The sequence below is a fragment of the Oscillochloris sp. ZM17-4 genome, assembly GCF_019599295.1.
GTDB lineage: Bacteria > Chloroflexota > Chloroflexia > Chloroflexales > Chloroflexaceae > Oscillochloris.
This window is the reverse complement of the sequence record NZ_JAIEWN010000010.1, coordinates 64,952-75,205: the sequence shown is the minus strand read 5'-3', so window position 1 is coordinate 75,205 and position 10,254 is coordinate 64,952. Positions and strand designations below refer to the sequence as shown.

Sequence of the window (10,254 nt, the reverse complement as noted above, 5' to 3'; positions counted from 1 at the left end):
CGCGGGCCAGGTCCAGGGCCTGGCTCGCCAGCGCCGCGCCGACCATGCCGGTGAGGATGACCAGCACGGCGGTGAGCGAGGGCAGCCCGCCGATCGCCTCGGCGATGCCCATGGCGATCGGGGTGGTGATCGACTTGGGGGCCAGCGAGCGCAGGGCCTGGTCGGAGAGGCCGACGGCCCGGCCGATCAGCACGGCCGAGGCGATGCCGGTGGCCGAGCCGACCACCAGGGCCGCCAGTCCCGGCAGCAGCACCTGGCGCAGCTTGCGCTCGGCCTGGTAGAGCGGGATGGCCAGGGCCACCGTGGCCGGCCCCAGCAGGAAGTGGACGAACTGCGCCCCGGCGAAGTAGGTCGCGTAGGGCGTGCCGGTGACGCTCAGGATGATCACCAGGGCCACGATCGAGAGCAGCACCGGGTTCAGCAGCGGCGGCGCGCCCAGCCGCCGGGCCAGCGCCACCGCCACCTGGTAGGTCGCGATCGTCGCCGTCAGCCAGAGCAGCGGGGTCTGGGCCAGGTACACCCAGATCGAGACGATCTGATCGCTCATTGCGGCCCCCTGCCTAGCCGGATCATGCCCTGCATCACCAGGGCGGTGACGAGCAGCGTGATCAGGGTGCTGGCGACGATCGCGATCAGCAGGCGCCACCAGTCGGCGGCGAGGAGCTGGAGATGGACGATGACGCCGACGCCGGCGGGCACGAACAGCAGCGAGAGATTGCCCAGCAGGCCCTGCGAGGCCCGCTGGAGCGGCTCGGGCACGCGGCCCCGCGCGCGCATGGCGATGAACAGCAGCAGCATCCCGACCACCGGGCCGGGCACGGGCGCGCCCACGGCCCGCACCAGCACCTCGCCCACCAGCTGGAACGCCAGCAGGGCTAAGAGCGCGTTGACCATATCACTACTTCCTGTCTCTCTAGCGTATGGCTGGATGTGGGAGGCTTTGCCTCCCACATCCAGCCATACGCTATACTGTCGTGCGGCGTAGCCGCACCCACACCCTCACCGAAAGGTGCCGACGATGCTCTCCCCGTACTTCGGGCTGGACCCGCTCGGCCCGCCCTTCGTGCTCTTCTCGGCCCAGCACCTGCTCGGCGCGGCCGCCGTGATCCTCGCCGCGCTCACCGTCGCCCTGGCCGCGGCCCGCCTGCCCCCGCGCCGGCGCGCGGCCCTGCGCTGGGGGCTGGCGGCCTTCTGCGTGGCCAACTGGCTCGGCTGGGACGCGTGGCAGCTGGCGAACGGCGTCTGGTCGCCCGCCTACTCGCTGCCGCTGCAGCTCTGCACGCTCTCGGTGCCGGTCTCGGCGCTGATGCTGGCCACGCGCAGCGCGCAGATCTACGAGGTGCTCTACTTCTGGTGCCTCGCCGGGGCCACCCAGGCCCTGATCACGCCCGACCTCCAGGCCGCCGGCTACAGCTTCCCGCACGTCCGCTACTGGATCTTCTTCACCTCGCACGGCAGCATCTACCTGGCCGTGGCCTTCGCCTCGGCGGCGTGGGGCTTCCGGCCCACATGGCGCTCGCTGCCGCGGGCCTTCGTGGCCACGAACCTGCTGCTGGCCGTCGTCGGCCTGGCGAACTGGCTGACCGGGGGGAACTATATGTTTATCGCCCGCAGGCCCGAGTACCCGACTCTGATCGACGCGCTCGGGCCGTGGCCATGGTACATCATGTCGCTGGAGCTGATCGCGGCGGCGGCCTTCGTGCTGGTCTACCTGCCCTACGCGGCCTGGGACCGGCTGCGCCCTGCGGATCACGGCTAGGCGCTGCTGCCCGGCGCAGCGCCTCGTTCCCCCGCCGATAGGGGATTCCCCCTAGCCCGGCTGGGGGAAGCCGCTCAACAGGATGGGGGGGGCGGGGGTTGTTGGAGTGGGCACCTGATTCGTATACTTGGGCTATATCCCACCACATCCTGAAATGGCAGGTAGCGCCATAGTACGTGTACTCCGCATTTGCGGGAGAGGAGGTGCGCCCAGATCAAGCTCGTCCATAACCGGTACGATTCACTGAAGAATGATTCAACTGTCTAGGAGGACACACCCATGCGGTCCAAAGGCGCCGTACTGATGCTGCTGGCACTGGTTGCCACGTTCGTTCTCGCCGCTTGCGGTGGGACACCCGCCGCCGCCCCCACCTCTGCCCCCGCTGCCGACTCCCCCACTGCCGCCCCTGCCGCCCCTGCCACCGCCCTGGCCGTCGGCATCGTGCTGCCGACCAAGGACGAGACCCGCTGGACCCAGGACGAGGCCCGCTTCAAGGAGGCCCTCGATAAGGCCGGCTACCAGGTCGAGATCCTCTTCAGCGAGAAGGACTCGGCCAAGGAGAAGGCCAACGTCGAGACCCTGCTCACCAAGGGCATTAAGGTCCTGATCATCTGCCCGGTGGACGGCACCGCCGCCGCGGCCTCCGCCGCCGCCGCCCGCGCCGCCGGCGTGAAGGTGATCTCCTACGACCGGCTCATCCGTGAGACTGACGCCGTCGACTACTACGTGACCTTCGACAGCCTGGCCGTCGGCGCGCAGCAGGCCCAGGCCGCGACGACCGCCCCGGCGCGCACTCCAGCGCCCCCCGCGCCGGCGGATCGCCCAACGGCCGGCGCGACGAGCAGCCGCCCCGCCGCGATATCCGCCCGACCCGCCGGTCGGCGTAGGGACGCAGCGTAGGGACGCAACGTAGGGGCGGGCGACAATGTCGCCCGCCCCTCGCCACATCGGCGCGTCCTAAGTCCGCATCCTGCGTCCGCGCCGCGCCCCTACGCACCACGGCACAGAAGGTCGCGCACCATGGTGTAGGTGAATGGCTTCTGCAAGAAGCGCACCTGGCCGGCGAGGCCATGGTCGCGCACCAGCGACTCGCTCGGGTGCCCGCTCATCAGCACCACCGGCAGGCCGGGGCGCATCGCCAGGGCGGCCCGCGCCACGTCGACGCCGCTCATGTGCGGCATCGTCATATCGACGAGCAGCGCGACCAGATCACCCTCCGCCTCGCCGAGGGCGGCCAGGCCGGCGGGGCCATCGTCGGCCTCGCATACGCTGAAGCCGAGGCGGGCGACCATCCGCACCAGCACGGCGCGCACCGACTCCTCATCATCAATTATCATCACCCTGCCGCCCGAATCGGGCGCGACGCCCTCGCCCGAGGGCTGGTATGTGTGAAGCATAGATCTACCCTGTTGTAATAGCATCGTATCTCCCAGATCAGGGTACCATAGGGCCATTACATTGCGCGCAGCCGACGAGATGAGAGGGATGCAGATGAGCCACAACGAGGACACGTACGAGGTCGCGATCATCGGCGCGGGGCCGATCGGGCTGGAGCTAGCGGTGTGCCTGCGGCGCACGGGGGTGCGCTACATCCACTTCGACGCCCGCCAGATCGGCTACACCCTGACATGGTGGCCGCGCAACACGAGCTTCTTCAGCACCACCGAGCGGCTCGCCATCGCCGGGGTGCCCATCCCGAACAATCACCAGCAGCGCATCACCGGCGAGGAGTACCTGGCCTACCTGCGCGCCGTGGTCGAGCAGTTCGACCTGCCCCTGCACACCTACGAGCCGGTGGCCGAGATCGCGCCGGCGGGCGAGGGCTTCGCGCTGACGACGCGGCCCCTCGCCGACGAGCGGCGATACCTGGCCCGCCGGGTGGTGCTGGCGATCGGCGATATGGAGTACCCGCACCGCCTCAACATCCCCGGCGAGGATCTGCCCCACGTCTCACACTACTTCCGCGACCCCCACGACTACTTCCGCCGCCGGCTGCTGATCGTCGGCGGGAAGAACTCGGCGGCCGAGGCGGCCCTGCGCTGCTGGCGGGCCGGCGCTGAGGTGACGATCAGCTACCGCCGGCCGCAGTTCGACGCGGGCCGGGTGAAGCACTGGATCCTGCCCGACCTGCTGGCCCAGATCGAGGCCGGCACGATCCGCTTCCTTCCCGCCACGGTGCCGGTGGAGATCGCGCCCGGCCACGTCGTCCTGGCCCCCGCCGACGGCGATGGCCCGCTCATCCGCCACGAGACCGACTTTGTGCTCCTAAACACGGGCTTTCGGGGCGACCAGCGCCTGCTGGAGATGGCCGGGGTGGAGCTGCGCGGCGACAACCGGGCGCCGGCCTTCGACCCGGCGACGATGGAGACGAATGTGCCCGGCCTGTTTGTGGCCGGCACGGCGGCGGCCGGCGTCCAGCAGCGCTACAGGCTGTTCATCGAGAACTGCCACGAGCACGCCGGCAAGATCGCCCAGGCGATCACCGGGCGCTGGCCGGAGGCCCTCGGCAACGCGGCCGGGCGGAACTACGAGCTGCCCTTCGAGCAGATCCAGGCGAACTGAATTCTTCATAATCTTTAGATTGACATTGCCAGCTACGCTGGCAATGTCAATCTAAAGATAATAAAGGAACATCCGCTGTTCCCTGAAAGGCCCCCCGGTGAGCACCAACCACACCGTCTACTACGAGCTGCGCGACGCGCTGGCCGGGGAGGGCTGCGCGATCTGTGGGCTGGCCCTGCGCGGGCTGCGCCGCTATATGGAGGGGCTGGCCTACGAGGCGGTGAACAATATCGCTATCCGCGCCGAGCTGCGGGCGGCGCGGGGGTTCTGCGCGCCGCACGGCCTGATGCTGCGCGAGGTGCGCAGCGCCCTGGGCACGGCGATCATCCACCGCGATATTGTGGGCGCGGCGATGGGCGCCCTGGAGTCGTCCGGCGGCGGGTCGGGAGGCGGGCTACTCGGCCGGCTTATGGGCGGCCAGCCCCGCGGCGGCGGCGCTCTGGCGCCCCAGGCCGGCTGCCCGGCCTGCGCCCAGCGCCGCAAGACCGAGGAGGTCTACCTGGGCACCCTGGCCGCCCGCATCGCCGACGCGGAGCTGCGCCAGTCCTTCGACGCCTCGGCCGGGCTGTGCCTGCCGCACCTGCGCGCCGCCCTCGGCCGCTGCGGCCCGGCCGCCTTTGGCCAGCTCAAGGCGGCCCAGCTGGGCGTCTGGGGCCGCCTGGCCGGCGAGCTCGATGAGTTCATCCGCAAGTGCGACCACCAGTTCGCCCACGAGGAGATCGGCGCCGAGGCCACCTCCTGGTCGCGGGCCTCGCTGCTGATCTCCGGCCACCCGCTGCTCGGCCTGGCGCACGATGAGGTGTAACTATGATTGCGCGCCTTCGGCGCGCAATCATAGCGGCGGGTGAGGAGCGCGCAGCGCCGCCAGGGTTGGCCCGAGCTGCTCGGCGGCCCAGGCGGCCTGGTCGCGGGTGGGGTACTGGCGGTAGTCGCACTCGATGATCAGGATCGCGCCGAGGTAGAGGTCGTAGAGGTGGCGGCGGATGCGCCCCTCGGGCGTGGCCAGGGCGTCCGGGCCGTAGCCGGCGCTGAAGGCCGCCCGGGTTGTCAGGCGGCGAAACTGGAACTCCATCAGCGGGTCGCCCCAGAGCGCCCGCTCGAAGTCGATGATCCCGGTCAGCGCGCCGGTCGCCTCGTCCACAAAGATGTTGCCATCCCAGAGATCCCAGTGGACGAGGCGCGGCGCGCGCACCGCGTCGAGGGCGGGGGCGGCGGCAGCGATCAGCGCGCGGATCTGCGGGTAGGGCAGGGGCAACGTCGCGCCGACCGCCTCGCCGTCGGACAGGGCACCCTCCAGCAGAGCGGTGAACACCTCGCGCCAGCCGGCGCCGGGCGCGGCGGGGGCGGCCAGGGTGCCGAAGGCGTCGCCCGCGACGGCGTTCAGCTCGGCCAGCAGCGCGCCGACCTGGCGGTCGATGCGGGCCTGGGCATCCTCTGACATCGCGCCGCGCAGCTGGTCGAGCGGACGGCCCGGCACAAACTCCATCAGGTAGTAGTCGCTGGGCAGCAGCGTGTGGCTGTCGTCGTAGGCCAGCACGCGCGGGCGGCGTTGAACATCCCGCCGGTGAGCGGGGTCAGGCCGACGATCGGCTGGCCCAGGCAGCGCTCGACGATCGCGCGGGCGAGCTCCGGGCCGACCTCGGTCTTTGATATGCTGCGCATGAGCCCTCTTCTCGCTGCAACGTTCGACTCACACAGGCGCACTATTATAGCGGGCGCAGTGATGAATGTTGAATGTTGAATGCTGAATGCTGAATGCTGAATGTCGCGCCAGGGTATTCAACATTCAACCTTCAACATTCAACATTCGGCGCTCCGCGCCGCCAGTTGCGCCGATCCGCGCCGGCGTGTACCATAGCGCCGCCAGGCTGTTTGGAAGAAGGAGGAGCGATTGGACATCCTTGAGAACCGCGACCAGTGGGAGGCCACCTTCCGCGCGGGATGGCTGGCCGAGTATCAGGCAGCCGGCAGCTTCAACTGGAAGATCTACAACCGGGCGAAGAATACGCTCGCCCCGGATGGCCCGGCGGTCGATCTGAGCGCGAGCCGGCTGCTGCTCATCTCCTCGGCCGGCGGCTACCTGCCGGCCAGCCAGGAGCCCTTCGACGCCGAGAACGCCCTGGGCGACTACCGCATCCGCGCCTTCCCCGGCTCCACCCCGCTCAACACGATCGCCTACGCCCACGACCACTACGACCACGCCGCCGTGGACGCCGACCCGCAGGTGCTCATGCCCCTGCGCCACCTGGAGGATCTGGTCGCCGAGGGGGTGATCGGCGAGCTGGCGCCCAATGTCATCAGCTTCATGGGATACCAGCCCGATCTCACCCGCGTGCTGGACGAGCTCATCCCGGCCATCCTGGATGCGGCCAGGGCCGAGGGGGCGCGCGCCGCCCTGCTGGTGCCCAGCTGACCACTCTGCTCCCAGTCCGTCGGACTGGTCGCCCGCGCTCTTGAGCTCGCCGGCATCGCCACCACCCTCACCAGCTGGAACGCCGGCTTCACCCGCCCGACCATGCCGCCCCGCGCGACTTTCACCCGCCTGGGTCGCGGCGCGACCCTCGGCCGCCCTGGCGACGCCGCCCAGCAGCGGCGCGTGCTGGATGCAACCCTGGCCCTGCTGGCCCAGTCCGCGCCGGTCGAGCCGGTGCAGCTCGCCGAGAGCATGGAGTGAATCTGTAGCGCTGCCGCCTTACAACCTGGTGTATAGTTTGTGGAGGTTTCCAGCTTCGCTGGCAATCTCCACAAACTCTATGATCATCGGGAGAAGTGTCTTATGTCCACCAACCTCACGGCCCGGCCCGAGTGGCGGGCGCTGGAAGATCATTACGCCAAGCTCGGCCAGACCCACCTGCGCGAGCTGTTCGCCGCCGACCCCAGCCGGGGCGAGCGGCTCACCGCCGAGGCCGCCGGCCTGTTCCTCGACTACTCGAAGCACCGCGTCACCGATGAGACGCTCGGCCTGCTGGTGGGGCTGGCCGAGGCCTGCGACCTGCGGGGGCGCGCCGAGGCCATGTTCAGCGGCGAGAAGATCAACATCACCGAGGGCCGCGCCGTGCTGCACACCGCCCTGCGCGCCCCGCGCGATGCGAGCATCCTGGTGGACGGCCACAACGTCGTGCCGGATGTCCACGCCGTGCTCGACAGCATGGCCAGCTTCAGCGCGCGCGTGCGCTCCGGCGAGTGGACGGGCCACACCGGCAAGCGGATCAGCGCCGTGGTCAATATCGGCATCGGCGGATCGGACCTCGGCCCGATGATGGCCTACCAGGCTCTGCGCCACTACAGCCAGCGCGACATCACCTTCCGCTTCGTCTCGAATGTGGACGGCACGGACTTCAGCGAGGCCGTGCGCGACCTCAACCCGGCCAGCACGCTGTTCATCGTCGCCTCGAAGACCTTCACCACCCTGGAGACGATGACCAACGCCCGCAGCGCGCGGGACTGGCTGGTGGAAACCCTCGGCGACGAGGCCGCCGTGGCCAAGCACTTCGTGGCCGTCTCCACCAACGCCGACGCCGTCGCCGCCTTCGGCATCGACACCGCCAACATGTTTGGCTTCTGGGACTGGGTGGGCGGGCGCTACTCGATGCTCTCGGCGATCGGCCTCTCGACCATGATCGCCATCGGCCCAGAGGGCTTCGGCGAGCTGCTGGCCGGCGCCCACGCGATGGACGAGCACTTTCGCAGCGCGCCCCTGGCCCAGAACCTGCCCGCCCTCATGGGCCTGCTGAGCGTCTGGTACAGCAGCTTCTTCGACGCCGACACGGTGGCCATCCTGCCCTACGACCAGTACCTCAACCAGTTCCCGGCCTACCTCCAGCAGCTCACCATGGAGAGCAACGGCAAGCGGGTGACGCTGAGCGGCGTCGAGGTGGACTACCAGACCGGGGCGATCTACTGGGGCAAGCCAGGCACCAACGGCCAGCACTCCTTCTACCAGCTCATCCACCAGGGCACCAAGCTCTTCCCCTGCGACCTGATTGGCTTCTGCAAGAGCCTGAACCCGCTGGGCAACCACCACGACCTGCTGATCGCCAACATGTTCGCCCAGAGCGAGGCCCTGGCCTTCGGCAAGACCGCCGATGAGGTGGCGTCGGACGGCACGCCGGCCTGGCTGGTGCCCCACCGCACCTTCCCCGGCAACCACCCGACCAGCACCATCCTGGCCGAAAGGCTGACCCCGGCGGTGCTCGGTGCCCTGGTGGCGCTCTACGAGCACAGCGTCTTCACCCAGGGCGTGATCTGGGATATCGACTCGTTTGACCAGTGGGGCGTGGAGCTGGGCAAGGTGCTGGCCGGCCGGATCGCGCCCGCGCTACGCGCCGAGGGCGAGCCCGAGCTACACCACGACAGCTCGACCAACGCGCTAATCCGGCGCTACCGCGCCAGGAAGTAGCCCCGTGAGATCACCGCTGTAAGGGCGCAGCAGCGCGGCGCTGCTGCGCCCTTACGCCTTCGCGTACAGCAGCGCCATGCTCGCCAGCAGCAGCCCCGCGCCGAGCAGGCCGAGCGGGGCGAGGCGCTCGCCGAGGAAGGCCACGGCCAGCAGGGTCGAGCCGAGCGGCTCAAGCAGGGCGAGCGTCGTCGAGACAGTGGCCGATGTGCTGCGTAGGCCGCGCAGGTAGAGCAGGTAGGCCCCGGCGGTGGGCACCAGGCCCAGGTAGAGCAGCAGGCCCCAGCCGGCCGGCGGGTAGGCCAGGGCCAGGCCGCCGGAGAGGGCCAGGGGAGCCAGAAGCAGCGCGCCCAGGCTGAAGGCCAGGGCGATCGGCTGGATGGGGTGGTAGCGCGGCGCCACCGCCCGCCCGGTCATTGCCACAATGCTGTAGGCGAGGCCGGCGCCCAGGGCCAGAGCCGCGCCCGCCAGCGTGCTCGCCAGGTCGCCCGACTGCGGCGCGCCGCCCACCAGCAGCGCCGTGCCCGTCACCGCGCCGCCGAGGGCCAGCAGCGCCGCCCGGCCCAGGCGCTCGCCGAGGAAGATACGCGACAGCAGCGCCGTGAGGATCGGCGCGCTGCAGATGTTGATCATCACCGCCGCCGCCACGCCCAGGCGCGGGATGGCCGCGAAGTAGCAGACCTGGTAGGCCGCGAAGGCCAGCCCCATCAGCGCGATCACCCACAGGTCGCCCCGGCGCACCCGCAGGAAGCTAGGGCCGACCATGGCCCGGCCCAGCACGAGCAGCGCCGGCGCCGCGATCAGCAGGCGCAGGAACCCCACCCCCAGCGGGTCGGCCGGGGCCAGCCGGTAGAGAAGGCTCACCGCAACGCCGATCGTGCCCCAGATCAGGGCCGCCCCCGCGATCATGCCCATCCCCGCGCGCCTGTCGCCCGCCGGCGCGATCATCTCCGCTACGGCCATCGCTCCTGCTCCTTATATAATCATACGGTCGCGATGGAGTGCGCCAGCTTTGCTAGCGCGCTCCACCGCGACTTACACTGTGATTGTCCGCATATTTGTTGCCAGCAACAACACTGCGCACGGTGAGGGTGTGGGAGAGCGAAGCTCTCCCACGAAAAAACTGCAATACCGCAGAAGTCACGCGGTGGCGCATCGCCCGCCGGGGGGCTGAAGCCCCCGGCTACGGTTCTGCGAAGGCCGCCTGCGCGGCCTCAGACAGGCCGCGCAGGCGGCCTTCGCAAACCCTAGCCCGCCCGTTTACGGGCCGGGCGCGGTCGGGTCACCGCGTGACTTATGCGCTACTGCAAAAAAAACTGATTATGCTGCGGCGCGGCGGAGCCGCGCCGCAGCATAATCAGTGCAGCATGTGGCTGATGGGCACAGATTGTCCGCATATTGTAGCGCCGGAGGGCTATGCTGCGGCGTACAAGCTCGTCACCCCCGGTGATCTTCTAGCTACGGGTGGGGGAGCGCACAAACGAAGCACCCGCCCTGTCCCCTGTCCCCTCTCCCCTGTCCCCTCTCCCCTGTCCCC

The 10,254-nt window shown here is 69.7% G+C and carries 12 protein-coding genes and 1 pseudogene; 7 read left to right on the top strand and 6 right to left on the bottom strand.

The genetic code is table 11. From position 1 onward, the window contains the following. A partial coding sequence (locus K2Z83_RS10195; RefSeq protein WP_220595072.1) for an LrgB family protein occupies positions 1-547 on the bottom strand: 547 nt, incomplete at its 3' end. Next, the gene (locus K2Z83_RS10190; protein WP_220595071.1) at positions 544-894 is read right to left on the bottom strand and encodes a CidA/LrgA family protein; all 351 of its coding nucleotides are present in this window, start codon (positions 892-894) and stop codon (positions 544-546) included. The genes K2Z83_RS10195 and K2Z83_RS10190, both read right to left, overlap by 4 nt. Before the next feature lie 124 nt (positions 895-1,018). Here K2Z83_RS10190 and K2Z83_RS10185 point away from each other — a divergent pair, with 124 nt between their 5' ends. Continuing rightward, positions 1,019-1,759, top strand: a complete 741-nt coding sequence (locus K2Z83_RS10185) for a TIGR02206 family membrane protein (protein ID WP_220595070.1) — start codon at positions 1,019-1,021, stop codon at positions 1,757-1,759. 279 nt (positions 1,760-2,038) lie between these two features. After that, positions 2,039-2,527: pseudogene (locus K2Z83_RS10180) on the top strand (substrate-binding domain-containing protein); the annotation flags it as partial. Between the two features lie 221 nt (positions 2,528-2,748). On the opposite strand, the gene K2Z83_RS10175 reads toward K2Z83_RS10180, so the two are convergent. After that, the gene (locus K2Z83_RS10175) at positions 2,749-3,156 is read right to left on the bottom strand and encodes a response regulator (protein WP_220595068.1); all 408 of its coding nucleotides are present in this window, start codon (positions 3,154-3,156) and stop codon (positions 2,749-2,751) included. A gap of 94 nt (positions 3,157-3,250) precedes the next feature. Between K2Z83_RS10175 and K2Z83_RS10170 the strand changes: the two genes are divergently transcribed. Both K2Z83_RS10170 and K2Z83_RS10165 read left to right on the top strand, forming a co-directional pair. Further along, entirely contained in the window at positions 3,251-4,321 is a 1,071-nt protein-coding gene (locus tag K2Z83_RS10170) for an NAD(P)-binding domain-containing protein (RefSeq protein ID WP_255603705.1), read from the top strand. Positions 4,322-4,418: 97 nt separating this feature from the next. Further along, positions 4,419-5,126 (top strand): DUF6062 family protein, encoded by a 708-nt coding sequence (locus tag K2Z83_RS10165; RefSeq protein ID WP_220595066.1) that lies wholly within the window; start codon positions 4,419-4,421, stop codon positions 5,124-5,126. 27 nt (positions 5,127-5,153) lie between these two features. Here K2Z83_RS10165 and K2Z83_RS10160 read toward each other — a convergent pair whose 3' ends face one another. Together K2Z83_RS10160 and K2Z83_RS10155 are read right to left on the bottom strand one after the other, a co-directional pair. Next, positions 5,154-5,858, bottom strand: coding sequence for an aminoglycoside phosphotransferase family protein (locus K2Z83_RS10160; RefSeq protein ID WP_220595065.1), 705 nt, complete (start codon positions 5,856-5,858; stop codon positions 5,154-5,156). Then, positions 5,807-5,983 (bottom strand): hypothetical protein, encoded by a 177-nt coding sequence (locus K2Z83_RS10155; RefSeq protein ID WP_220595064.1) that lies wholly within the window; start codon positions 5,981-5,983, stop codon positions 5,807-5,809. Before K2Z83_RS10155 ends, K2Z83_RS10160 begins: the two co-directional genes overlap by 52 nt. A 229-nt stretch (positions 5,984-6,212) precedes the next feature. On the opposite strand from K2Z83_RS10155, the gene K2Z83_RS10150 reads away from it, so the two are divergent. From K2Z83_RS10150 to pgi, 3 genes are all read left to right on the top strand, one after another. Next, positions 6,213-6,734 (top strand): glycine/sarcosine/betaine reductase selenoprotein B family protein, encoded by a 522-nt coding sequence (locus tag K2Z83_RS10150; protein ID WP_220595063.1) that lies wholly within the window; start codon positions 6,213-6,215, stop codon positions 6,732-6,734. Between the two features lie 102 nt (positions 6,735-6,836). Next, the gene (locus K2Z83_RS10145; protein WP_220595062.1) at positions 6,837-6,995 is read left to right on the top strand and encodes a hypothetical protein; all 159 of its coding nucleotides are present in this window, start codon (positions 6,837-6,839) and stop codon (positions 6,993-6,995) included. 102 nt (positions 6,996-7,097) lie between these two features. After that, a complete protein-coding gene (gene pgi, locus K2Z83_RS10140) occupies positions 7,098-8,720 on the top strand; it encodes a glucose-6-phosphate isomerase (protein WP_220595061.1) in 1,623 nt (540 codons plus the stop codon). 51 nt (positions 8,721-8,771) lie between these two features. On the opposite strand, the gene K2Z83_RS10135 is transcribed toward pgi, so the two are convergent. Continuing rightward, positions 8,772-9,680: a DMT family transporter gene (locus tag K2Z83_RS10135; protein WP_255603704.1), complete on the bottom strand. Its 909-nt coding sequence runs from the start codon at positions 9,678-9,680 to the stop codon at positions 8,772-8,774. Between the last annotated feature and the right edge of the window lie 574 nt (positions 9,681-10,254).

What these genes read in the sequence shown, in the direction of transcription:
- K2Z83_RS10135 (WP_255603704.1), bottom strand. Translation starts at nt 9,680, where the DNA reads ATGGCCGTAGCGGAGATGATCGCGCCGGCGGGCGACAGGCGCGCGGGG.
- K2Z83_RS10155 (WP_220595064.1), bottom strand. Translation starts at nt 5,983, where the DNA reads ATGCGCAGCATATCAAAGACCGAGGTCGGCCCGGAGCTCGCCCGCGCG.
- K2Z83_RS10190 (WP_220595071.1), bottom strand. Translation starts at nt 894, where the DNA reads ATGGTCAACGCGCTCTTAGCCCTGCTGGCGTTCCAGCTGGTGGGCGAG.
- K2Z83_RS10170 (WP_255603705.1), top strand. Translation starts at nt 3,251, where the DNA reads ATGAGCCACAACGAGGACACGTACGAGGTCGCGATCATCGGCGCGGGG.
- K2Z83_RS10145 (WP_220595062.1), top strand. Translation starts at nt 6,837, where the DNA reads ATGCCGCCCCGCGCGACTTTCACCCGCCTGGGTCGCGGCGCGACCCTC.
- pgi (WP_220595061.1), top strand. Translation starts at nt 7,098, where the DNA reads ATGTCCACCAACCTCACGGCCCGGCCCGAGTGGCGGGCGCTGGAAGAT.
- K2Z83_RS10185 (WP_220595070.1), top strand. Translation starts at nt 1,019, where the DNA reads ATGCTCTCCCCGTACTTCGGGCTGGACCCGCTCGGCCCGCCCTTCGTG.
- K2Z83_RS10175 (WP_220595068.1), bottom strand. Translation starts at nt 3,156, where the DNA reads ATGCTTCACACATACCAGCCCTCGGGCGAGGGCGTCGCGCCCGATTCG.